The organism is Rhizobium mongolense subsp. loessense, from assembly GCF_900099775.1.
GTDB classification, from domain to species: Bacteria; Pseudomonadota; Alphaproteobacteria; order Rhizobiales; family Rhizobiaceae; genus Rhizobium; species Rhizobium loessense.
The window spans coordinates 73,778-96,859 of sequence record NZ_FMTM01000014.1; the positions used below are offsets into that span (position 1 = coordinate 73,778).

19 protein-coding genes are annotated in these 23,082 nt (G+C 60.2%); 14 read left to right on the forward strand and 5 right to left on the reverse strand.

What is annotated here, in order from left to right; translation table 11 throughout:
* Window positions 1–202: 202 nt before the first annotated feature.
* The 3 genes from BLP23_RS34775 to BLP23_RS28940 all read left to right on the forward strand — a co-directional run bounded on the left by BLP23_RS34775 (window position 203) and on the right by BLP23_RS28940 (window position 1,701).
* The gene (locus BLP23_RS34775) at window positions 203–571 is read left to right on the forward strand and encodes a replication initiator protein A (RefSeq protein ID WP_233426854.1); all 369 of its coding nucleotides are present in this window, start codon (window positions 203–205) and stop codon (window positions 569–571) included.
* A gap of 338 nt (window positions 572–909) precedes the next feature.
* The gene (locus tag BLP23_RS28935; protein WP_092588163.1) at window positions 910–1,110 is read left to right on the forward strand and encodes a hypothetical protein; all 201 of its coding nucleotides are present in this window, start codon (window positions 910–912) and stop codon (window positions 1,108–1,110) included.
* Window positions 1,111–1,161: 51 nt separating this feature from the next.
* A complete protein-coding gene (locus tag BLP23_RS28940; RefSeq protein WP_233426851.1) occupies window positions 1,162–1,701 on the forward strand; it encodes a Fic/DOC family protein in 540 nt (179 codons plus the stop codon).
* 347 nt (window positions 1,702–2,048) lie between these two features.
* Here the strand turns inward: BLP23_RS28940 and BLP23_RS34990 are convergent, their stop codons facing one another.
* Both BLP23_RS34990 and BLP23_RS34995 read right to left on the reverse strand, forming a co-directional pair.
* Window positions 2,049–2,699, reverse strand: coding sequence for an APC family permease (locus BLP23_RS34990; RefSeq protein WP_267890112.1), 651 nt, complete (start codon window positions 2,697–2,699; stop codon window positions 2,049–2,051).
* Window positions 2,582–3,415 carry an APC family permease gene (locus BLP23_RS34995; protein WP_267890110.1) on the reverse strand — a complete coding sequence of 278 codons (834 nt, stop codon included), beginning with the start codon at window positions 3,413–3,415 and terminating at the stop codon, window positions 2,582–2,584. The genes BLP23_RS34990 and BLP23_RS34995 overlap by 118 nt, the downstream gene beginning before the upstream one ends.
* Before the next feature lie 857 nt (window positions 3,416–4,272).
* Between BLP23_RS34995 and BLP23_RS28955 the strand changes: the two genes are divergently transcribed.
* Together BLP23_RS28955 and BLP23_RS28960 are read left to right on the forward strand one after the other, a co-directional pair.
* Window positions 4,273–7,653, forward strand: a complete 3,381-nt coding sequence (locus BLP23_RS28955; RefSeq protein ID WP_092588166.1) for an adenylate/guanylate cyclase domain-containing protein — start codon at window positions 4,273–4,275, stop codon at window positions 7,651–7,653.
* A 20-nt stretch (window positions 7,654–7,673) separates the two neighbouring features.
* Complete coding sequence (locus BLP23_RS28960; RefSeq protein WP_092588167.1) at window positions 7,674–8,054, forward strand: YybH family protein; 381 nt, start codon at window positions 7,674–7,676, stop codon at window positions 8,052–8,054.
* 109 nt (window positions 8,055–8,163) lie between these two features.
* Here the strand turns inward: BLP23_RS28960 and BLP23_RS28965 are convergent, their stop codons facing one another.
* Window positions 8,164–9,504 (reverse strand): alpha-L-fucosidase, encoded by a 1,341-nt coding sequence (locus BLP23_RS28965; protein WP_267890113.1) that lies wholly within the window; start codon window positions 9,502–9,504, stop codon window positions 8,164–8,166.
* Window positions 9,501–10,508 (reverse strand): LacI family DNA-binding transcriptional regulator, encoded by a 1,008-nt coding sequence (locus tag BLP23_RS28970; protein ID WP_267890111.1) that lies wholly within the window; start codon window positions 10,506–10,508, stop codon window positions 9,501–9,503. Before BLP23_RS28970 ends, BLP23_RS28965 begins: the two co-directional genes overlap by 4 nt.
* 193 nt (window positions 10,509–10,701) lie before the next feature.
* Between BLP23_RS28970 and BLP23_RS28975 the strand changes: the two genes are divergently transcribed.
* The 8 genes from BLP23_RS28975 (at window position 10,702) to BLP23_RS29010 (ending at window position 20,935) form a co-directional block, all read left to right on the forward strand.
* Entirely contained in the window at window positions 10,702–12,627 is a 1,926-nt protein-coding gene (locus BLP23_RS28975; RefSeq protein WP_092588170.1) for an ABC transporter substrate-binding protein, read from the forward strand.
* 90 nt (window positions 12,628–12,717) lie between these two features.
* On the forward strand, window positions 12,718–13,704 hold the full coding sequence (locus tag BLP23_RS28980) for an ABC transporter permease (RefSeq protein ID WP_092588171.1): 987 nt from the start codon (window positions 12,718–12,720) through the stop codon (window positions 13,702–13,704).
* Window positions 13,705–13,720: 16 nt separating this feature from the next.
* The gene (locus BLP23_RS28985) at window positions 13,721–14,863 is read left to right on the forward strand and encodes an ABC transporter permease (RefSeq protein ID WP_092588172.1); all 1,143 of its coding nucleotides are present in this window, start codon (window positions 13,721–13,723) and stop codon (window positions 14,861–14,863) included.
* Window positions 14,838–15,902 carry an ABC transporter ATP-binding protein gene (locus BLP23_RS28990; protein WP_092588211.1) on the forward strand — a complete coding sequence of 355 codons (1,065 nt, stop codon included), beginning with the start codon at window positions 14,838–14,840 and terminating at the stop codon, window positions 15,900–15,902. Before BLP23_RS28985 ends, BLP23_RS28990 begins: the two co-directional genes overlap by 26 nt.
* Entirely contained in the window at window positions 15,899–16,960 is a 1,062-nt protein-coding gene (locus BLP23_RS28995) for an ABC transporter ATP-binding protein (RefSeq protein ID WP_092588173.1), read from the forward strand. Before BLP23_RS28990 ends, BLP23_RS28995 begins: the two co-directional genes overlap by 4 nt.
* A complete protein-coding gene (locus tag BLP23_RS29000; protein ID WP_092588174.1) occupies window positions 16,961–17,800 on the forward strand; it encodes a 5-deoxy-glucuronate isomerase in 840 nt (279 codons plus the stop codon).
* A gap of 30 nt (window positions 17,801–17,830) precedes the next feature.
* Window positions 17,831–19,720 carry a GH39 family glycosyl hydrolase gene (locus BLP23_RS29005; RefSeq protein ID WP_092588175.1) on the forward strand — a complete coding sequence of 630 codons (1,890 nt, stop codon included), beginning with the start codon at window positions 17,831–17,833 and terminating at the stop codon, window positions 19,718–19,720.
* A 207-nt stretch (window positions 19,721–19,927) separates the two neighbouring features.
* Window positions 19,928–20,935: an alpha/beta hydrolase gene (locus BLP23_RS29010; RefSeq protein WP_233426853.1), complete on the forward strand. Its 1,008-nt coding sequence runs from the start codon at window positions 19,928–19,930 to the stop codon at window positions 20,933–20,935.
* A 61-nt stretch (window positions 20,936–20,996) separates the two neighbouring features.
* Here BLP23_RS29010 and BLP23_RS29015 read toward each other — a convergent pair whose 3' ends face one another.
* Complete coding sequence (locus BLP23_RS29015) at window positions 20,997–21,710, reverse strand: GntR family transcriptional regulator (RefSeq protein ID WP_092588177.1); 714 nt, start codon at window positions 21,708–21,710, stop codon at window positions 20,997–20,999.
* Window positions 21,711–21,977: 267 nt separating this feature from the next.
* Here BLP23_RS29015 and BLP23_RS29020 point away from each other — a divergent pair, with 267 nt between their 5' ends.
* A complete protein-coding gene (locus BLP23_RS29020) occupies window positions 21,978–23,060 on the forward strand; it encodes an ABC transporter ATP-binding protein (protein WP_092588178.1) in 1,083 nt (360 codons plus the stop codon).
* Window positions 23,061–23,082: the final 22 nt, after the last annotated feature.

The following is a 23,082-nucleotide window of genomic DNA, read 5'->3' on the forward strand; positions in this document are numbered from 1 at the left end:
ATACTAGTATATCAATCGACGTCCGTTGCCAAGGCGCGCCAAGAGGTGGCACACGGCGCTCCCGCATCGACGAGGCCAAAGGCCTCAAGCCGAGCACTCCGCCCCAGCGGAAACCCTTAAGTTCTGCCTGCGCGAACTTGGCGGCAAGCAGTAAGAGGATCTGGAACGCGCGCTCGCGCGGCTGCCGGCGACAAATATCCGCATCACCAACCTCAAGGGTGGCCGTGAGGGCCGGGACCGGCGCGCGACCGAAACCTTCCCCGTGATCGGCCGCTACAAGGTGGTCAGCCGCACCAACCAGGATCGGGTCCGATCAGATCGAGATCGAGATCCCGGGCTCGTGCGCCCCGATAGAAAGCCGACCATCCTGACGCTCAATCCGGACTATTTCCTCCTGTCACGGCCGCTCGCTCGTTTCATCTACCGGCTTGCGCGCAAGGCCGCCGGCGACACGACGGCCTTTTATTCCCTGAAAGAGCTGCACAAACGCAGCGGTGCCACGGTGCCGATGCGGAAATTTCGCCAGACCATCGAGAAAATCGTCGAGACGGCCACGATCATCGCTACCTGACTATGATCTCAACCTTGAGGATCGCGGGCCACGATCTGGTCATGCATATGCGGAAGCGGACAAGAGCCTCCCTGGCGAAATGGATCTCGCGGCGATCGCCTAATTTTGTAAAAGCGCCGTACTTCGGTCCGCCAGACTTTGACAAAAAATTCAGCTCGTTTGAAGCCCGCCTGAATGGCGGATGCCACCACGTTTCCATGGTGGCATCCTAACCCTTTACGGTTATCGGCTTCCCAGCCTGTACCGTGCCCGCAGTGAATCACGCAATCACGCCGGCCGAGGCTTGCCAAGCGGAATCCTTTTGCCGCCTGCCACAAGGACGTGATAAGTTCTGATTCATGAACACTCTGAAAACGCCCAAACTAAACCGCAACGCCAAGACCGGCCGCCTTTCGCAGGCGCGTGCCGAGAAGATCAGTGCCGTTGAAGGTCTCGTGCTCAGCCCGCGCATGCGCAACATCCTCGCCCAGACCAAGGACCAGCCGGCCGAGGAACGCCGCCAGGCTATCCGTGCGCAGTTCGCTCGCAAGTCCGCCTAAACATTGGTCTATACCGCCGAATCCGATCCCCTCTGTTATCCGGGCACGACTGTGCTCCGCAACAAGCTGGATCTGACTGACCAGGACGAGCTGGACGAGTTCGAGACCGCCATGTTCGTCATTCGCTCCGACGAAGCCTGGCCGGCCGGAAATCTCGACGTCGCGCATTATCTGGCGCTTCATCATCACCTCTTCCAGGATGTTTACGATTGGGCCGGTGAGATCCGCACGATCCGGATCGGGAAGGGCGGCAACTGGTTCTGCTACCCCGAGCACATCCACGCCCAGCTGGGCCAGGCGTTTCAGTTCCTGGCGAATGCCAATTATTTCGATGGCCTGGCGCCCGCCGAATTCGCGGCCCAAGCCGCACATCTGCTAGCCGAGATCAACGCGGTCCATCCTTTCCGCGAAGGCAACGGCCGCACGCAGCTGACGTTGCTCGCGGTCCTGGCCGAGCACGTTGGCCTTCCCTTCAATGAAGAGGCGCTTGATCGTGATCGCGTCCTCGATGCCATGATCGAGAGCTTTGCGGGCTCCGAAGCGCCGCTGGCGGCCCTGATCCTCGACATCATCACCGAACCCTCATCCTAACCTTTTTCGAAATATCCTCGGGGGTCCAGGGGCAGACAGTCCCCCGGGGTACGCCGCGATTTTGCGGGTAGGCTAGGGGGCTGGGGGGGACTCCCCAGTGGTAAGCGCGCAGAGCGCCGTGAATTTTTTAGGTATACAGGACGCGCCCAGGTAGTGCGGCAAGAGGGCCGGCGCGACAAACAGGCCGAAGCCACCGATGATCAAGAAAAGACCGGCGGCAGCCACAAGTAGGTGGCTATCCGCCGGGCGGACTGTCTTGACCAGCATCGAGGCTTCTACACGCCTTATAAGGATGCTCAGCTGATGTTTCTTGTGCGTCTGTCCACGACGCGCCCTCAAGGACGACTTCAACCTGATGGAAATCCCCTACTGTCGATGCGCATGATGCCGACTGTGACGAACCACAGTACGACGCCAAGGCCGAGAAGGACGGCGGCGATCAGGTACTGAACCGGATCGCGGCCGGTCCAAGGTCCGGCGAGGAACACACAGGTGATCGAACCCAGCACCGGCACAATCGTCGTTGCTTTGAAATGCGAATGTCCGACGCTGTCGCGTCGAAGTACGAGCGCGGCGATATTGACCACTGCGAAGACGCACAGCAGCAGGAGGGCCGTGGTGCCGCCGAGCGCCGGAACGCCGCCTGCGCACACGATCAGCGCGACGGCAAGAAGCGAGGTGAAGATGATTGCCACATACGGCGTCTTTCTGGACGCATGGACCTTTCCAAGCATGTCAGGCAGAACGTTCTCGCGGCTCATCCCATAGATCAAGCGGCTCGCCATCATCATGTTGATCAAAGCGGAGTTCGCAACCGCAAACATTGTGATGATCCCGAAGATGCCGACGGGGAAACTCGGCGCACCTGCCTGCACGACCTTCAAGAGCGGCGTTTCGCCTTCGCCGAGAGCGGCGGCAGCGACCAGCGTAATGGCCGAAATCGCAACAAGGATGTAGATGGTGTAATCACCAGGCCGCCAAGGAGCACTTTCGGAAATATCCGGCTCGGTGCCTTGCATTCCTCGGCCATGTTGACCGAATCCTCGAAGCCGACCATGGCGAAGAAGGCAAGCGTCGTCGCCGCGATAACGGACCAAAAGACGCCGCGATCGCCGCTCGGCTGGAAAGTCCATACTCGGGAAACGTCGCCTTCTCCGCCGGCGATTGCCCAAAAGCCGATGCCGATAATGATCAGAAGACCGCTGAGTTCGACGGTGGTCAGCAGTACGTTGAGCTTGACGCTCTCGCCGACGCCGCGGAAGTTGATCGCTGCGACGAGCGAGATGAAGACAACTGCGATGAGGGTCACGCCATAACCGCCGAAATCGAAGCCGAAGGCTGTCGTGAAGTTGGCCGCAAAAGCGCGGGAGGCCGTCGACGCGGACGTAATCCCCGAGGACATGACGGCAAAGGCCACGAGGAAGGTGAGGAAGTGGATGCCGAACGCCTTGTGCGTATAGAGTGCCGCACCGGCGGCGCGCGGATATTTCGTCACCAGTTCAAGATAGCTGAAGGCGGTCAGCAGTGCGACGACGAAAGCAACCAGGAACGGCAGCCAGACCACGCCGCCGACCTCTTTGGCGACTTGTCCTGTCAACGCATAAATACCCGTCCCGAGAATATCGCCGACGATGAAAAGCAAGAGCAGACCGGGTCCCATGACGCGCTTCAATTCCGGCTGATCCGGAAGCGTCTCCAATGGTGTCTTGCGCATGCTCCCTCCTTTCAGATGTCCGACAATGACTGCATTCGCTCAGGCTTTTGGCAACTAGAGCGGGAAATAGGAAAGAAAAGCAGTATTTTGAGCTTCAGGCAGGCGAACCAAGGCAAGCTTTGCAGAGCCGGTGGCGGCACACCACATGCCGTGCCGCCAATTAGAAGCCGCCGTCGCAGGAGGCACGTCGAGGACGGGTCACCATCGCCAAGCGGCTCTTGAATCGGGTGCCGAACTTCGCTTCACGGATCGTCGGCTTTCCGAAACGCCTGTCCGCAGAGGGTGACGGCGGTCGGTTCGGCATCCGAGCTCGAGTCCGATCCAGAGCGATGGTCAGAGGGTCCGCCCGGCCTTTTTGCTTTTTGACCTTTAAGGCAGGAAACATCGATATACGGGCTTGAATTTGCTGCGTTGCAGCATTATCTTTTGATGATCCGAAGCGATTCACCCTCCTCCCGAGCCGCTTCGGTCCGACGGGCAGCACTCCTCCTCCCAAGCTGCCAGTCATTATCGAAGCCCGGCGCACCTCCTCCCGCGCCGGGCTTTTCTTTGTGCAACCGGAGGCTTGTCGCACGGAAGGTCGTACGCCGATTTGACCGCGAGCTACCGCGGTGATGCGACGGAAATTCTTGCGCCTTGAGCCGCTGGAGCTCTTGCGCCCAAATCCTCGGGGGCTGGCTGCATCCGGTGCGGTGCCGGAGGCGTCCTTAACGCCTGGATAGCCGAAGCTGCCGGGCGATGCCGGCCCCTTTTCGAGCTCGCGTCCGGGGTCGGTATACAATGCGTTGGCCGAGTGCTTTTTCCCGGTGGATGCGGTATAGTGTTTTCTTGAGGGTCGTCCTGGGGAGGGGACCCCGATGATTATTTCTTCCTGGCTGGAAAGCTTGGGATGCGGGCAATACGCCTCGGCCTTCGAGATCAATGCGATTGACGCGGAGATGCTGCCGAAGCTGACCTCCGACGACCTTAAAGAGATCGGGGTGGCCCCCCTCGCGCACAGAAAGAAAATACTCGAGGCAATTGCTGGACTTGACGACGGCCAAGGGGCTCTGCGGCTGCCTCGTCAGGCGGATTTGACCGCCGTTCCTCCTCGCCCCCAGCCATTGTCCGCGCGGCCCCGAGAGGCGGAAAGACGCCAGCTGACAGTGATGTTCGTCGACCTGGTGGGTTCTACTGGCTTTTCCACCCATCTCGATCCTGAGGAAATGGGCGCGCTGTTGCGTGAGTTCCAGAATGCCGTGGCGGGCGACGTCGTCCGCTTTGACGGCTACGTGGCGAAGCTGATGGGCGATGGCGTGCTTTGTTATTTCGGCTGGCCCCAGACTCATGAGGACGAAGCCGAGCGAGCCGTCAAGGCAGGTCTTGCAGTTGTAGAAACCGTCAAGGGCTTGTCGACCAAGGGCGGCCAGCAACTCTCCGTTCGTGTTGGGATAGCAACCGGTCTGGTGGTCGTCGGCGACTTAGTCGGTTCCGGCGCCGCTCAAGAGAATGCAGTTGTCGGCGAGACACCAAACCTCGCGGCCAGACTGCAAGCTCTGGCTGAACCGAACACAGTGCTGATTTCTGAACTTACATTCCGACTGACAGGTAAGCTCTTCGAGGTGAAGCGTATCCGTCCGCAGAAACTGCACGGTTTCGATACCCCCACGAATTCCTACCAAGTGATCGGGGAGGGCCGGGCGGAAAGCCGTTTCGACGCTCTCCACGCTGGAGCCACTGCTCCGCTGGCGGGTCGAGATCTTGACCTGGCCTTGTTGACCGAGCGATGGAATCTCGCGGCTTCGGGGGAAGGCCAGGTCGTCGAGCTCTTTGGCGAAGCAGGGATCGGAAAGTCACGCATCCTTCAGGAACTTCGCGAACGGTTGAAGGAGGAGAACGTCACATATTTGCGTTATTTCTGCTCACCTTATCATACGCAGAGCGCGCTTTTCCCAGTCATTGACCAGTTGCTGCGCGCTGCCAGCATTTCACGGACGGATCCGCCCGAACGGCAGCTGGCGTTTCTCGAAGGAGTGCTTGCAGCGACCAACAATCCGCAGGAGGAAGTGGCGCTGATTGCCACCCTGTTGTCGATCCCCACGGGAGACCGTTATCCTAAACCCGATCTGATGCCTCAAAAGTTGAAAACGCGCACATTCGAGGTCTTGGTCGACCAGCTGGTGGCACTTGCTGCAGCAAAGCCGATCCTCATGCTGCTTGAAGATGCGCATTATCTTGATCCCGTATCGGCCGAGCTCTTCGATGTGATTGTGGATCGGATTCAAAAGCTTCCGATCATGCTGGTCGCCACATCCCGGCCGGAAGGCTTGGTTCGGTGGAATGGCCTTCCGCACGCAACTTTATTGACGCTGAACCGATTGAGTCGAGCGCAGGCGGCCTCGATTATCATGGTCATGACAGCAGGAAAGCGTCTTCCACCCTCGGTTCTCGACCAAATTCTTTCAAAAACCGAGGGCGTGCCGCTCTTCATCGAGGAATTGACCAAGGTCGTCTTGGAATCGGGCATGCTTAGCGACACAGGCGAGGACTACGAACTGTCAGGCCCTCTGCCTTCGCTGGCGGTACCTGCAACGCTGCACGACTCTTTGATGGCAAGGCTCGATCGGCTGGCCTCGGTCAGGGAGGTTGCCCAGATCGGTGCAGTGATCGGCCGGGAATTCAGTCACGAATTGCTGGCTGCTGCCGCTGGGCTGGCAGAATCCGAGCTGGAGAGGGCGACTGACCAGCTTGTGGCTGCAGGCCTGGTATTCCGCCGTGGCGTAGGCGGCGATGTCACCTACGCCTTCAAACACGCATTGGTTCAAGATGCCGCTTACGGGAGCCTTTTATTGAGCCGACGCCAACAGCTACACGCGCGAATTGCGCACATCATGGAGGAACGCTTTCCCGAAAAGGTGGAAGCTGAGCCAGAGTTGCTTGCGCATCATTTCAACCAGGCCTCTCTTTTAGACAAGGCCGTCGAGTATAACGAATTGGCCGGTCGGCGTGCGCTTTCGCGCTCCTCGATATCGGAAGCGCTTGTTCGGTTCCGGAATGCCCTGAACGGATTGGCGGCTCTCCCGCCCTCCAAGCAGCGATCGCGGCGAGAACTAGCGATTCAGGTAGCGCTCGGCAGCGCGCAAGTGGCATCACATGGTTTTGCCGCGCCGGAAACAGGAGCGGCGTACCTGCGGGCACACGAGCTGTGCGAAGAGCTGGATGAGGTGCGCCAGCTGTTCCCGGTTCTCTACGGCCTCTGCCTCTACCATCTCTACGCGGCCGAGCTTGGTGAAGCACGCCGCGCCGCCGACAAGCTGCTGGAGCTGGCCGGTCAGAACAATGACCGCGGCCTGTCCTTCTTCGCCCATCGGGCGGCGGGTGTCAGCGCACTTCCCGCAGGCGAATTTTTGCGTGCTCGCGCCCATTTGAAGGAAGCACTGTCACTTTATGACCCGCAGGAGCATCGGTCGGAAGCATTCGTCTATGCCTTTGACCCCCGCGTCGTCTGTCTCGACTATCTGGCCCGCACTCTATTGCCGCTTGGTTTGCCTGATCAGGCGATCGCGGCCAATGATGAAGCGGTGCGGGAAGCGAGAAGCTTAGAACACCGCAACAGTCTCGCTCTGCCTTTGTTTTTCGGGGGCGTCGTCCATCAGATACTCGGCAATCGGGAGGCTGTGAAAAGTCGGGCCCGTGAACTCCTGGAAATATCAGAAGAGGCGGGATTTCGCTTTTGGCAGGCAGGAGCAATGATCCTGCATGCCTGGGCAATTGCCGAGGAGGGCGAAACAGATCGTGGCAGATCCGATTTGTTAAGGGGTATTGAAGAGTGGCGTCGCACCGGGGCGAAGTACATGTCGCCGTACTTCTCGGCGGTTCAAGCCCAGATCGCCATGAAAGCCGGACATCCGGGTGCGGCCCTCGCCCTGCTTGTGGAAGCACAGCAGGTCATCGAACGTACCAATGAGCGTTGGTTCGCGGCCGAGGTTTTCCGTCTTCAGGGAGAGGCCATGCTGCAAATCGATCCCGAACGGAAAACGATGGCTGCGGAGCGCTTCGGCGAGGCGCTGGCCACTGCCCGAGCACAGGGCGCACGCTTTTGGGAACTGAGGGCGGCAATGAGCCTTGCGCGGATTGACGACGAAGCGTCCGCGCGTGAACAGCTTGCCCAAATTTGTGAAAGTTTCACAGAGGGTATGGCACTGCCAGACCTTAGGAACGCGCAATTGCTAAGCGGACGCACCGCAGGAGCAGCTTAGCCCACAGCCAGGAGGTGACCATGCCGGAGTCGAATATCCGCGAAATAGTCAAGGACGCCAACGACCGCTGGAATGCAGCTTTCAACAGCGGAGATTCAGCTTCGATTGCGGCTCTGTACACCGAAGACGGAACCGTGCTGCCGCACACACATGCAATCGTAAAGGGCCGCACGGCAATCGCCGATTTCTGGGCCGGAATGATCTCGGCCGGGATCAAAGGCCACGGCATAGAATTGCTTGATGCCCAGAATGCGGGTGACATCGCCTATTCCAGCGGCAAGTGGTGGGCGTCTGGTTTGGGAGAAGACGGGAAGGCGATACGCTACGAGGGCACGATCGTCACGATCTTGCGAAAACAAAGCGACGGTTCCTGGAAGACGTGCCTGCACACGTGGAACTGAAGCGATTGGAGACGGGGGCACGTTCAGGAAATTCCCCCCTGGTGAGCTTATAACGCCTTGTGGGGACGCGATGGACCCCACTTGATCATTTGGCGCGACCCCGACAGCCTCACGCCTTCAGGAAAACTTCAATGACCGGCACCGTGACCGACGGCCTGCGTACAGGCAACACGAAGCTGACGGTATCTTCGCCGACGGGGAACTGGCTGTTCTTCCAAAGTGTATTTCCGGATGGCTTGAGCCAGGCTACCTCGCTGCCATCGTGCAGAAACTGGGCATACTCGATCTTGCCCGCCAGCGCGTCGAAATGCAGGTGCCGGAACGGCCAGTTGAAAAGGTGGATGTAGAGCCGGCTGCCATTTTGCGTCAGCCTGCAGTCGAGCGGCGCGGAGAATTCAGACTGCGTGCAGCCGTAGATGCTGCGCCCATGCAGCGCGATCCATTCTTCGTAGGCGCTGAGCGCAGCCTTAGCGCGATGATCAAGCGTGCCGCGCGCCGTCGGACCGACGTTCATCAACAAGTTGCCGCCCATCGCCACACTGCCGATCAGGAGCTGGATCAGCTGCTCGGGGCTTTTCCAACTATCCTCGTCTCGGTGATAACCCCATGAGCCGCTGAAGGTGTGGCACGCCTCCCAGGTCATCCGTTTGCCGTCTCGTTCAGGCCAGGCACGAGGCACATATTGCTCCGGCGTAACGATATCGGGCACGAGGTCGGCAAGATCGAGCCGGTTGTTGATGATCGTATCCGGCGCGAGTTCGCGCACCAGGCGCACCAACGATTCGCTCTCCCAGTCCTTTTGCCCTTTGCCGACGAGGTCGCCCTGCTTCCACTGCGGGTAGGAGAAATCGAACCACATGACATCGACCCGCCCGAAGTCGGTAAGCAGTTCGCGGACCTGCTCGCGCATGACGGCAGCATAGCGTCGAATGTCGCGCGCTTCATTGATTTTCACGGCATCGGGACGGTTGCGCTGAGGATGACGCGGGTCGATCGTAAAATCTGGATGGTGCCAGTCGATCAGCGAATAGTAGAAGCCGATCTTCAGTCCTTCGGCTCGAAATGCTTCCACGAACGGAAGCAGAAGATCTCGTCCGTAGGGCGTGTTGGTCACCTTGTAGTCGGTCGTTTTGGTATCCCACAGACAGAAACCTTCATGGTGCTTGGAGGTCAGCACGACGTATTTCATGCCTGCGGCGCGGGCACGCCTGGCCCAGTCGCGGGGATCGTAAAGATCCGGATCGAAATGATCGAAATAGTTCTGATAGTCGGCGTCGCTCAGCTCTTCGCGGCTTTTCACCCATTCGTGCCTCGCCGGCAGCGCGTAGAGCCCCCAGTGCACGAAAAGACCGAAGCGGTCATGCACAAACCACGCCTTCTTTGCATCCGGCAAGGTTAAAGCCTGCAGGTTCTGCACATTCATCGAAAACTCCTCCTGTCTGTCTGTCAGGTCGTCTCGCGGACCATGAGCTCCGGCTCGATCACGACCCCGTGCTGCTTATTTTTCGTGACGATGCGGCTGAGTAGAAGCCTTACGGCCGCTTCGCCCATCTCGCGCTTGTGCACGCGCAGGGTGGTCAAGGCCGGAGACATCAGCTCGGCAATCGGTATGTCGTCGAAGCCGACCAGAGCCATTTGCTGCGGTACGGTGATGCCCGCCGCCCGGCAGGCTTTCATGGCGCCGATCGCGTTGAGATCGTTATAGCAGACCAGGGCGTCGAAGCCCGACTTCGCGCCCAACAGCTCTTCTGCCGCGATGCGCCCGCCGGCAACCGTTGGGTCGCAGTAGATTGGCTCGGGCGCCTGGAGACCGTGTTCGGCCAATGTCTTGCCGATGCCGATCAGGCGACATTTACCGCCATAGGAATTGCGAGGACCGGCGATGATTGCAATCTTGCGCCGGCCACGCGCCACGAGGTGGTTGATCGCCTGGGAAGCGCCATGCTCATAGTCGGTCATTATGGTGCCGGCGACATCCTTCGGCGCCTCACGGTTGATAAGCACCGCTGCGCGATGTGGGCTGAGCGCCTTGTGCAGCGCCGCGTCTGGCAGGCGCGCGCTGCACACGATGATTCCATCGACACGATGCATCAGGAACGCATCGATCAACTCAGCCTCGCGCTTGCTGCTTTCCACGACGTTCGACAGCAGCAGATTGTAGCCGGCGGCATTGGCCGCGTCTTCCGCACCGCGGATAATCTCGGGAAAGAACGGGTTGGTAATGTCTGGAACCAGAAATCCAATGGTTCTCGATCGATCGGACCGCAGCCCGCGTGCGAAAGGATTGGGCCGGTAGTTCAGCGCGCTGGCAGCCGAGACAACACGCTCGCTGGTTTCGGCACTGGCGCCGCCATGGCCATTCAGCACCCGTGAAACGGTCATCGGCGACACGCCCGCCGCGCGGGCCACGTCGGCGATGGTGATCTTCGATTCGAAATCCTTTGGCCGGGTCAAATGCTCGTCTCGCAGCAAACTGATGATAACGATATCGCACATATATGAGATAAAAGCCAAGCAAAATGTGGCAGTTGTAGGCGCCAAGAGAATCCGTTTGACAGAAGGTTACGGTAACGATAACGTAAACCAACGACGGAGAAGAACTAGAGGATAACGACAAACGTCTGCGGGTTCACATTGGGAGGAAATGATGAAGCTCGTCCAAGATCTGCAACGGCAAGCCGCTCGTGCTGCCGTTCTCGCACTTGTTGTTGGCGCCGGCTGGGCCGGGGCTGCAGCTGCATTTCAGGAGTCTCCGCAGCTCAAAGCGCTCGTGGATGCGGGAAAATTGCCCCCTGTTGACAAGCGCCTCCCGGCAAAGCCCCTCGTACTCACGCCGCTCCAGTCGGTTGGCAGTTACGGCGGCACCTGGCGCACCGCCACTTTCGGCGGCGGCGACAGCGAGATCGAGCGCTCGATCGGCTATACCCGGCTTGTGCGCTGGAACCCCGAATGGACTGAGGTCATTCCCGATATCGCCGAGAGCTTCGAGGTCAATTCCGACGCCACGGAATACACGTTCACTCTGCGCGAAGGCACCCGCTGGTCGGACGGCGAGCCCTTCAGCGCCGACGACCTGATCTTCTGGGACGAGCATGTCCTGCGCAACAAGGAAATCACGCCCTCGCCCCCGGCATGGCTGACGGCAGGCGGCGAGCCCGTCAAAGTCGAGAAGCTTAGCGACTACAAGGTCGTGTTCAAATTCAAGGCGCCCAACGGCCTGTTCCTGATGAACATGGCCACCATCCGCGGCGCCGATATCCTTGCCGCCTCGCCGGCGCACTACCTCAAGAAATTCCACAAGGATTTCAATCCAGAAGGCATCGCCGCGCTGGTCAAGCAGGCCGGTGCGGCAGACTGGGTGCAGCTCTTCAACAACAAGATCTCGTTCCCGGGTCGCTGGCGTGACGTCGGCCGCCCGGTGCTCGACGCCTGGATGCTGACCGCCCCCTATGTTGGCACATCGCAGGTCGTGGCCGAGCGCAACCCTTACTATGCGAAGGTCGACACCGCTGGCAACCAGCTGCCCTATCTCGACAAGGTCACCATCGACGTGATGGAAGACACCCAGGCGATCATTCTGAAGGCGATCAATGGCGAGATCGACATGCAGAACCGTTTCATCGAGACCACGGACGCCCGCCCGGTCATCGTTCAGAACCAGGAAAAGGGCGGATACAGGCTTTTCATCGCGCGGCCGGCTTGGTCCAACGCCTTGCTTATCACGCTGAACCAGACCCACAAGAACAAGGTGCTGCGCAAGATCTTCTCCGATAAAAACTTTCGCATCGGTCTCAGCCACGCCATCAACCGCGAGGAGCTCAACCAGCTCATCTACGCCGGTCAATCGAAGCCATACCAGGCCGCTCCGCGTGAGGGCAGCGCGCTCTATGACGAACAGATGGCGACCCAGTACCTCGAGTACGACGTCAATCTTGCCAACCGGTATCTCGACAAGGCGGGACTGAGCACTCGCGACGCCGAAGGGTACAGACTCGGGCCGGACGGCAGGCGCGTAACCTTCGCCATAGACGTGCTGACGGGTAGTCCGATCCAAAGTGACGCACTCGAATTGATCCAGCGCTACTGGAGGACGGTCGGCATCGATATGCAGCCGCGACCGACCGAGCGCTCGCTCATCTTCGCCCGTCTTCAGACCAACGAGAACGATGGCATCGGCTGGGTCGGCGGCGGAGGCTACGATTTTCTGGGACTGCTCGATCCCAAATGGTACTTCCCGCATGAATATGAATCGAGCTTCGCTACCGCCTGGGGTCTTTACTACCAGAACCCCAACGATCCGAACGCCGAGGAGCCGAGCGAGGAAGCCAAGAAGCAGATGGATCTGTACCGGAAGGTGCAGCAGAGCGCGACACTTGAGCAGCAGCTCGCGGCCATGAAGGAACTGCTCGCCATTACACGCGACCAATTCTACATCATCGGTACCAACCTCGAACCCGACCGCGTGGGCATCGTCAAGAAGAATATGCGCAACGTGCCCGACGTCATCCCGAGCACCTCTTTCTACATGATCCCCGGGCCGGTGAAGCCCGAGACCTTCTACTACGAAAACTGACCTTCCGAACCGGACGGCGACAGGAAATGTCGCCGCCCTTGTGTCTTGTGGCAGGCGATCTGCCCACAAACACCCGCAAGGAGCGAAGAAATGGCCGGATTCATGATCAGACGCCTGCTCTACATGATCCCGATGATGTTCGTGATTTCGATCGTCACGTTCATCATCATCCAGCTTCCGCCGGGCGATTTCCTGACGGCTTTGACCGCCCGGCTGGCGTCGCAGAACGAAACCATCGATCCCGGGGTGATCGCAGGCCTGCGCGAGCGCTATGGGCTCGATCAGCCCTTGATCGTCCAATACTGGAAGTGGATCAGCGGCATTTTGCTGCGCGGCGATTTCGGGCAGTCCTTCGACTGGAACAAACCGGTCAGCGAGCTTATCTGGTCGCGCCTGAACCTGACGATGGTGGTTTCGCTCATCACGCTGATCTTCGTTTGGGCGGTGGCATTCCCGATCGGCATCTATTCGGCCGTGCGGCAATATTCCGTGGGCGACTACATCGCCACCTTCTTCGGCTTCCTCGGCCTTGCCATTCCAAGCTTCCTGCTGGCGCTGGTGCTGATGTATTTCAGCGCTCACTATTTCGGGCTGAGCATCGGTGGACTGTTCTCACCCGAATACATGAACGCCGCCTGGAGCTGGGGCAAGCTTTGGGATCTCATGAAGCATATGTGGATCCCCGTCATCGTGCTCGGCACCGGCGCGACGGCAGCCCTCATCCGCATCATGCGAGCAAACCTGCTGGACGAGCTCAACAAGCCCTATGTCGACATGGCACGCGCCCGCGGACTCAGCGAGACCAGGCTCCTCTTGAAATATCCGGTGCGCGTGGCGCTCAATCCGTTCGTCTCAACGCTCGGCTGGGTGTTACCGCATCTCGTCTCCGGTGCGGTCGTCGTGTCTATCGTGCTCAGCCTGCCGACAACCGGGCCGCTGCTGCTCAGCGCGCTTTTTGCCCAAGATATGTATCTGGCCGGCAGCATCATTCTGCTCATGAGCATCCTTACCCTCATCGGTACGCTGATCTCCGACCTGCTTCTTGCATGGCTCGATCCGCGGATCCGCAACGGTTAAAGAGGAGGCACCCGCAATGGCCGATCAAACTGTGGCAACGGCCATCCCCCAGATTCGGCCCGCCAAGACCGCAAACGCCTCGGCGGGGCAATGGCGGTTGATCTGGTGGCGCTTTTGCCAACACCGGGTGGCTTTGGCTTCCGGCGCCGTCATAGTGCTGGTCTATCTGATAGCCGCCTTTGCCGAGTTCCTGGCGCCGATGTCGGAGCAGGCCTACGATCCACGCTTCACCTATGCCCCGCCGCAGCGGATCAGGTTTGCGGGTTATGACACCAACGGCACGTTCCACATGCTCTATGTGAACGGCTACTTAGCCAAGGTCGACCCGATCGCGCTCAGCCGCAGCTATGAACCCGATCCGAACACGCTCATCCCTGTGGGTTTCTTCGTCAAGGGGGAGCCCTACCGGTTCTGGGGCCTGTTCGAGACGAACCGCCACTTGATCGGTCCGCTCGAACTGGGCCAGCCTTTTTACCTGTTTGGTGCTGACCGGCTTGGCCGTGACGTGCTCAGCAGAACCATCCATGGAACGCGTATCTCGATGTCGGTGGGCCTTATCGGCGTGACGATCAGTCTGATCCTCGGTATTCTTTTAGGGGGCATATCGGGTCTTTACGGCGGTTGGGTGGATGATGTCATCCAGCGCGGCATCGAGCTTTTGAAGTCGATACCGACCATCCCGCTGTGGATGGGACTGGCGGCGGCCGTTCCGATCAGCACCGACCCGCTCGTTGTCTACCTCTGGATCACTGTCATCCTGTCGCTGATCGGCTGGACTGACATGGCGCGCGTGGTGCGTGGGCGCTTCCTGTCGCTCAAGTCTGAGGATTTCGTTATCGCCGCAGAGCTCGACGGCTGTTCCAAGATGCGCATCATCTGGCGACACATGGTGCCGTCATTCATGAGCCATATCATCGCCTCGGTGACGCTGGCGATCCCCACCATGATCCTGGCCGAGACGGCGCTGTCTTTCCTGGGCATCGGGCTCAGACCGCCGGTGGTGAGCTGGGGTGTACTGCTGCAGGAGGCGCAGAACATCCTCGCTGTCTCCAACGCGCCATGGCTGTTCCTGCCCGGGCTGGCGGTGATCATCACGGTCCTTGCGCTCAACTTCCTTGGGGATGGAATACGCGATGCTGCAGATCCCTATGAGTACTAAACCCATGCCCGCTAAAGAGCCAGACCGGAGCGGGGCACCGGACCTGCTGATCGAGGTCGACAACCTCCACACCCATTTCTTCGGCAATGCGGGATTGGTGCGGGCGGTCGACGGCGTGTCTTTCTCGATCCCGCGCGGCAGGACGGTGTGCGTCGTGGGCGAATCCGGCTCCGGCAAGAGCATTACCGGGCGCTCGATTCTAAACCAGGTTCCGCGCGGCGGGCGCGTTGTGTCCGGCGCAATCCGCTACAGGCCAGACGCCGGAATGCCGCCGGTGGACATTGTCGCTCTCGATCCACGCGGCAAGGAAATGCGGGCGATCCGCGGCGCTCAGATCGCCCTGATCAGCCAGGAGCCGATGGCCGCACTCTCGCCGGTCCACACGATTGGCAATCAGATGATCGAAGTCATTCGCCTGCATCTGAACATGGGCCGACGCGAAGCGAAAGAGCATGCGATCGAGACGCTGGCGCTTGTCGGCATTCCCCGCCCGACGGAGCGTATGGAGAGCTACGCCTTCCAATTTTCCGGCGGCATGCGCCAGCGCGTCTGTATTGCGCTTGCGCTTTCCTGTCGCCCGAAGCTCTTGATCGCCGACGAGCCGACCACGGCACTTGACGTGACGACGCAGGCCAACATCCTCGACCTGCTATCGACGCTGCAGGCCGACTTCAATCTTTCGGTGCTGTTTGTCACCCACGACCTCGGCGTGGTCTCCGAGATCGCCGACGAGGTGGTCGTCATGTATCTGGGCAAGGTCGTCGAGGCCGGCGACGTCGACACCATCTTCCACGCGCCGGCACATCCCTACACTAGGGCGCTCCTGCAATCGGTCCCGCGTATGCATGCCGGTGGAACAAAGCGGCTCCCGACCATCGAGGGCATGGTGCCTTCGCCTTTTGACCGCCCTGAGGGATGCGGCTTCCACCCGCGCTGCGGAATGGCGGTGGCAGGGCTTTGCGATCGAAAGCATCCCGAGCCGGTCACGATTTCCGAAGGCCACGTTGCAAGCTGCCTTCTGCACGGAGAGAAGAGATGACGGCTGAAGCACCCCGGCGACAGAAACCCCTGCTCGAATTGCACGATCTCAAAATGCACTTCCCGCTCCATCGAGGTGCGTTCCGGCGTGTCGTCGGCCACATCAAGGCCGTCGACGGCGTATCTCTCAGCGTCGATAGCGGCGAGACGCTGGGCATCGTCGGCGAATCCGGCTGCGGAAAGTCGACGCTCGCACGCACCATCCTGCGTGTTTACCGCCCGACGGCAGGCGAGATCGCCTATACCGGGCGCAGCGGTGCGCCCATCGATCTTGCCACATTGTCCGGACCGGGGCTGAAAGAGATCCACCGCGATATCCGCGTCGTCTTCCAGGATCCGCAATCGTCGCTTAACCCGCGCATGCGCGTCATCGACATCATCGGCGAGGTGCTGAAGGTGAATGGCATCGCAACGGGCTCGGAACTGGTGGATCGGGTCGCCGAGCTGCTGCGCAGCGTCGGACTTCGCCCCGAATTCATGCGCCGCTATCCGCATGCCTTTTCCGGCGGAGAAAGGCAGCGCATCAGCATCGCCCGCGCGCTGGCGCCCGAACCGCGTCTGGTGATCGCCGACGAGGCCGTCTCGGCTCTGGATGTGAGCGTGCAGGCGCAGACCATCAACCTGTTGCAGGACCTGCAGGAGCGTTTCGGGCTGACCTACCTCTTCGTGGCGCATGACCTTTCGGTCGTTCGTCACATCTCGGACAACGTCGCGGTCATGTATATGGGGAAAGTCGTGGAGAAGGCGCCGACCGACGCCATTTTCGCCAGCCCTCGCCACCCTTATACCGAGGCTCTTCTTTCGGCCGTTCCGATCCCCGATCCAAGGCTGCGCCGCCGTGGCCGCCGCATCCGGCTTGCCGGCGAGGTGGCGGATCCGGCGAACCCTCCTTCAGGCTGTCCTTTCCACCCCCGCTGCCGCTACGTCACAGACTTCTGCAAGAGCCACGTACCGCCACTGCGGCCGATCGAGATGGATGGCCATGCCGTCGCTTGCCATCACGCCGAAACCTTGAAGCTCACCCCCTTCGACGAGCACCCACTTGCGGAGTTGCATTGAATGCCAGAACTCATTTCCCGTAGCGAGATCCGCGCCCGCCCGCTCGTCGACCAATCGTCGGCTACCCTGGAGCTGATTTACTTCGACCTTCTCAAGCTTTCTGTCGGCCGTCAGGAGCGAAGACGGCTGCCGGCGCATGAAAGCCTTTATGTCGTGCTCTCGGGTAGGGTCGACATCGAGGTCGACGGCATTCGCTTCGAAGCGGTCGGCCAACGCGCCGACATCTGGTCAGGTGACGCGGATTCCGTTTATGCGCCCGTCGACGCAGAAGTCGTTGTCACGGCAATAAGCGAGAGTGTCGAGATCGCCGTCGCCGGTGGGATCTGCGAGAGGCGCTATGCAGCTTTCCGCGTCACGCCTCAAGAGGTCGACGCGGTCAATGTCGGCTCCTCGGAGACGCATAGTCAGCGCCGCATAGCCCATCTGCTCGGCCAACGCCAGAACGGGCGCTGTGGTCATCTCCTGGTGAGCGAACTCTACGCCGGCGATGGTTGCTGGTCAGGCTACCCGCCCCACAAGCACGACACCGAGTGCGGCGATGTCGAAAGTCGTCACGAAGAGCTCTACCATTACCGTTTCCTGCCGGAGACCGGTTTCGGTGGACAGATTGTCTATGAGGAGAACGGGCCGGTCGAGACATTCATGACCCGCAGCGGCGATACGTTCCTGCTCGACCGCGGTTATCATCCGACGGTCACGTCGCCCGGACACCGCAGCTACATCTTCACCATCCTCGTCGGCAAGCATCGCCGCGGCCTTATCCAGCGCTTTGACCCGGAGCATGAGCACCTGACCGGGGTCATTCCAGGGATCGACGCCATGCGCGCCAAGTTCAAATAGCCTCTTCGACCAACCAAGGAGATTGCGCGAATGCGCCAGCGCACAAAGATAAACGTTGACGTGAGCAAGCCGGTGCGTCCTTTCAAACGCTTCTGGCGCGGCACGGGCTTTTCTCCGGCAGAACTGCTGCTGGAGCCGGAAATGCGCCAGATGGTCGCCTATCTTGGCGGCGTACCGCATGAAGGCGTCCGCTATTTGCGCGTTCACTATCTGCTCAATCTGCTGACTGCGAGCGGAGGCATTGAAAATCCCAGATACGACTGGTCGCTGCTTGACCGCGCAGTCGACGTGATGGTCGAGCATCGGCTCAAACCGTTCTTCGAGTTGATGGGCAATCCATCCGGCATCTTCACCGACTATGAGAACATCGACCAGGTCAAGGCGTGGCGCGACCTGGTCACGGCGGTGGCGGAACGTTATGCCGGGCGCTATGGCATAGAGGAGCTGCGCAGCTGGTTTTTCGAGACGACCAATGAGGCGGACTCCGGCTGGTGGACCTACGGTGAGCGGGGCTACACAAACTACTATGATGCCTGCGTCGCCGGACTCGACGCCGTCGATCGCGCCTTGCCGATGGGCGGTCCCGGCACGGCGCGCACTCTCTCGCCGATCTTTCGCGCCATCGTTGCGCACTGTGATAAAGGCGTAAGCTGCCTGACCAATGACGGCCCGCCGCGGATCGACTTCATTTCCATCCATGAAAAGGGCGTCAATGGCAGCATCGAGGATCTGACGCCCAACACCAAGGGCATCATCGATCGCACGCTACTCGTCGTCGACTATTTGCGGCAGCATCATCCGCGGCTTGCTGAATTGCCGATCGTCAATGATGAATGCGATCCGCAGCTTGGATGGTCCGACCATCACTCGTGGCACGGAAAGGCCTATTATGCCGCCATCATCGGCAAGATCATCGAGCAGCACGAGCGCTGCATCATCGCGCCCAAGGCGGCCGACTTCACCTTTCTGAGCAACGATCACGCCTTCATCGGCGGCTGGGGGCAGAGAACGATCTTTTCCTATTTCGGGCCCCGCAATTTCCGGCGGGCGCAATGGGAGCACAAGACCGATCTTAGGACGCTGGCAACCGACGTCGACGCTGCCCCGCCTTTCGAGCAGATCAAAAAGCCCGGCCTGACATCGCTCGAACTGCTGGCAACGCTGGGCGACACACTGTGCGAGGCGACGGCGAATCCGAAACTCGATCCGGATATAGACGGACTGGCCATCCTGCCTACAAAACTTGCCGACGGCGGCGCCTCAATCGCGCTGATCCACTCCGTCGACGCAATCACACAGTCCGGACGCACGTCGGTGCGGCTTCAAATCGACGGACTAGAGCCGGGCCGTCACGGCGTTTGCCTGCTGCGCATCGACAATGAGTTTACCAATCCCATGGAAGTGTGGGAGGCGCAGCGGGACGAAAGCAACCCACGCGGTCCGTGGGAGCCGGTCGGCGCGCCGCGCGAGCCAACCGCCGATCAGTTCGCCGAATTGCGGCGAGCCCAGGAGCCTGCGCTTTTGCACCCGATCAGCATCGTCGACGCGCGGGAAGGCCGGATCAGCCTCGACCTTGACGTGCCACTGCCCTCCCTCACGCAGATACTGGTGGTCCCCGACACGGGCGCGGCGCCGTCCGCGCCGACCGGGTTGACGGCGACGCGCTACCGGGGTCTTGGAGAGCGGCAGCAACGGATGCTGTTCTGGGCCGCAGGCGATGCCCGTCCGGGCATTTTCTACGACGTTTTAACCAGCACCGATGGAAAGATCTTCGAGGAGGTCAATCCCGTTCCTCTGATCTCGACGGCCTACTTGCATGTATCGCCGCAATCGGGCGTGCGCTATGCCGTGCGGGCACGCGACGCCTTCGCACGGGAGAGCCCACTCTGCATCATCGCCGACGGCGCCGCGGGTGTTTAGCCGGACATAAAGCGGGCACTGTCCGGGGTGACGGTGCCGATCGCCCCTCAGGGTGATCGCCGATATGGCGACAGCGGTCTGAGGACGGCTTGCGGCGGGCCAGGACAAATACGCCCGGCAACTGCTTCCCTTTCTTTACACGATAGCAATTGCCGCTACAGTCTTGGCGAGCCGCACTGATAGTCAGGCGAGGACAAGAGGAGTTTCATGCCATTGCGATCAAAAACGGGTTTGGCTGGCAGGGCGATGGCATGCCTGCTTCTGGTATCATCGCCGATCGGCATTGCCCGTGCCGACGACGCCAGCGCAACAAAGTCGGATCCGCGATCGCGCGCCAAGGAAATCATCGCTCGGCTTCTGGACGACAGGAGTGATTTTCGCGATCGAAGGCTGCGCTTCGAGGAGGCGATGAGGGCCACGCCTGAGCCAACCCGGGTGCAGATACGCCAGGTCGATGCCGACGGCGTTGACGGCGAGTTGATCTGGCCCGCTCGCCTCCACCACCCGCTTGGCAAGCGGGCGATCCTCTATCTCCACGGTGGAGGTTTTTATGGCGGCTCCATGCGCAGTCATCGCAACATCGCCGCGTCGTTCGCGAAGGCCTCGTCTGCCGATGTGCTGTTGATCGAATATCGGCTTTTGCCTCAATACCGCTTTCCGAGGCAGGTCGACGATGCCGTCACCGCGTTTCGATGGCTGCTTGAATCCGGCTACGAGGCGGCAAACATCGTGGTGATCGGAGATTCCGTCGGCGGAACCTTGGCGCTTCAAATGTCCCTTCGCCAGATCGCCACGAATGGCGAGAAACCCGCTGCCGTGATCGCTATCAGCCCGATTGCCGATTTCGAGGGTGAGGGGGTTGCGGCGCATGGCGAAGACGAGGTTTCCGTCAGCCGCGAATGGCTGCAGCAGGTGGGGAAGGAATATGCGGGGAAGGGGAGTTCCTCGCTTCAAACCGTGTCGCCGATAAACAGCGATTATTCAGGTTTTCCTCCGATCCTGCTGCAGGTCGGGGACAAGGAGACTTTGCGGGGGGATGTTCAGCGTCTTTTCGAAAAGCTGAAGGCTGCCAATGTCGATGTGCGGCTCGACGTCGTGCCGGGCCTTTTCCATGGGGCCTCGTTGTTTCCGTTCTGGCTCGACGAAGCCAGGAGATCCAACCAGAATGCGGCGGAATTTGCCATGGCTCATTTCGCCGATGGACCACCGCAATGAAACCGAGTTGGCAATGCTCCGACAGCCGGTATTCGCCTTCGTCCGCCAAGCTGTCCGGGTCCTAGATTGCAAACGCCTCTTTCAATCCGAAGCTTTTGCGTTCGCGCAGATCCAGATCGGCTTCGATATGGGAAATATGGTGCACCATCAGGCGGCAGGCGGTATCGAGATCGCCGTGTTCAATAGCCGCAACGATATCGCCATGCTCTGTGTGGCCGCAGCTTGATACGGTCGACTGACCGTAGAGCGCGATGACAAGCGAAGAGCGGGCAACGAGCTCTTCCATGAAGCGCTGCATGATGGCATTGCCGGAAATCTGTGCGAGCATTAAGTGAAAATCGCCGGAGGCCTTGATTTCCGCGCGTCGCGCTGTTTGGCCGCGCTCGCTCATCAGACGGCCCTCCTCCAATAGAAGCTGCCTCAGATGCTGGATGTGCGAAGGCGTAATGCGCGCGGCCGCTTCGCGCAGGATTCCGGGCTCCACGAGCCGGCGGGCAGCGAAAATCTGACGGGCCTCGTCCGGGGACGGATAGGCGACGAAGGCGCCACGGTTCTTCTCCACGCTGACGAGGCCCTCATAGGACAGGGCCTGGAGCGCGGCGCGGGCAAGCGTGCGGCTGACGTTGAAGAGATTTCCGACATCGCCTTCGGAAAGTTTCGTACCGGGAGAAAGGCGCCGCTCGACGATCGCATCGCGGATCGCATCGCGAATTTGCTGCGTGCTTGTCTCGGCTGAATCATCTGCCGAAAGAACTGCGTCAGAGGTGGACTTCATGAAAACGGATACCTGATTATCGCCTCAATGATAGACAGCTTCGGAAGAAAAGTTAAACGGAATTTGCGAGCAAAATGCCGATCAAATTGTATACGATTATCTGCATAAATTGCAGACAAAAGCCTATTTCCTGTGCAGGTCGGTAAAGGACGCAATTGGGGCGGGCCTTGGATCTTCCAAAAAAGCCCAGTGATTCATGGGGGTTTGGCGCCGGCGACGAAACTGGCACGGCGGATGCATTGATCTTCTCGAACAGGGGAAGACATGATGTCGAAAGCGGCGGAAATCGATATAGCATCCGTTTCGAAGGTTTATGGCGCGACAACTGCGGTCCACGCCATCAGCTTGAAGATTCCTGCCGGATCCTATTGCTGCTTCCTCGGCCCATCGGGCTGCGGCAAGACCTCGACGCTGCGCATGATCGCCGGCCATGAAAGCATCTCGTCGGGCGATATCCGCCTCGGCAATACGGTTGTCACCGACTTTCCTCCCGCCAAGCGCGGCACGGCGATGATGTTCCAGTCTTATGCGCTCTTTCCGCATCTGGACCTCATCGACAATGTCGCCTTCAGCCTGAAGATGAAGCGGGTCGGCAAGGACGAGCGCCGGGCCAAGGCGCTGGAGATGCTGAAGCTGATGCAGATGGAAGCTTACGCGACCAGGCGTCCGGCGCAGCTTTCGGGCGGCCAGCAGCAGCGCGTGGCGCTGGCGCGCGCGCTGATCACCGACCCGGAAGCGCTGCTGCTTGACGAGCCTTTGTCGGCCCTCGACCCGTTCCTGAAGATCCGAATGCGCGCGGAGCTCAAGAAGCTTCAAAAGACGCTTGGCATCACCTTCGTCCATGTGACGCACAGCCAGGAAGAGGCGATGGCGCTTGCCGACATGATTGTCGTCATGAATGACGGCAAGATCGAACAGGCCGCAGCACCGCGCCAGGTCTTCGAGCGCCCGGCCACGGCTTTCGTCGCCCGTTTCATGGGCGATCACAACGTTCTATCCGGTCGCGTCGTCTCTGCCGAAGGCGGCGTGATCACCCTCAAGGTGCCGGAAGGCCAGACATTTTCCGTGCGTGGTGAGGGCAGGAAGGCGGGCGAGCCAATCGATATCGGCATCCGCACCGATCGCGTCCGCCTCGAAGCGCCGGCGGAAAAGACGCTCGGCTTCCACGGCGTGGTTTCCAACATCGAATATCGCGGCGCTTCGGTGAAGATCACCGCAATCGGCGCGGGCAGTGACGACTTCACGGTCATCGCGAGCGACGGCGATTACTTCGCCAAACCCGTATCGATCGGCGATGCGGTGTCTTTGAGTTGGACCCTGGAGGATGCCGTCCTCCTTGGCCGTCCATGAATTTCGCAATCAAAAAAGGGGA

Bases quoted from the DNA above. Each gene is read 5' to 3' on its own strand.
- BLP23_RS29000 (WP_092588174.1), top strand. From the start codon at position 16,961: ATGCCAGAACTCATTTCCCGTAGCGAGATCCGCGCCCGCCCGCTCGTC.
- BLP23_RS28975 (WP_092588170.1), top strand. From the start codon at position 10,702: ATGAAGCTCGTCCAAGATCTGCAACGGCAAGCCGCTCGTGCTGCCGTT.
- BLP23_RS28985 (WP_092588172.1), top strand. From the start codon at position 13,721: ATGGCCGATCAAACTGTGGCAACGGCCATCCCCCAGATTCGGCCCGCC.
- BLP23_RS28935 (WP_092588163.1), top strand. From the start codon at position 910: ATGAACACTCTGAAAACGCCCAAACTAAACCGCAACGCCAAGACCGGC.
- BLP23_RS34995 (WP_267890110.1), bottom strand. From the start codon at position 3,415: ATGCGCAAGACACCATTGGAGACGCTTCCGGATCAGCCGGAATTGAAG.
- BLP23_RS29005 (WP_092588175.1), top strand. From the start codon at position 17,831: ATGCGCCAGCGCACAAAGATAAACGTTGACGTGAGCAAGCCGGTGCGT.
- BLP23_RS28960 (WP_092588167.1), top strand. From the start codon at position 7,674: ATGCCGGAGTCGAATATCCGCGAAATAGTCAAGGACGCCAACGACCGC.
- BLP23_RS29010 (WP_233426853.1), top strand. From the start codon at position 19,928: ATGCCATTGCGATCAAAAACGGGTTTGGCTGGCAGGGCGATGGCATGC.
- BLP23_RS28955 (WP_092588166.1), top strand. From the start codon at position 4,273: ATGATTATTTCTTCCTGGCTGGAAAGCTTGGGATGCGGGCAATACGCC.
- BLP23_RS29020 (WP_092588178.1), top strand. From the start codon at position 21,978: ATGTCGAAAGCGGCGGAAATCGATATAGCATCCGTTTCGAAGGTTTAT.
- BLP23_RS28990 (WP_092588211.1), top strand. From the start codon at position 14,838: ATGCTGCAGATCCCTATGAGTACTAAACCCATGCCCGCTAAAGAGCCA.
- BLP23_RS28995 (WP_092588173.1), top strand. From the start codon at position 15,899: ATGACGGCTGAAGCACCCCGGCGACAGAAACCCCTGCTCGAATTGCAC.
- BLP23_RS28980 (WP_092588171.1), top strand. From the start codon at position 12,718: ATGGCCGGATTCATGATCAGACGCCTGCTCTACATGATCCCGATGATG.
- BLP23_RS29015 (WP_092588177.1), bottom strand. From the start codon at position 21,710: ATGAAGTCCACCTCTGACGCAGTTCTTTCGGCAGATGATTCAGCCGAG.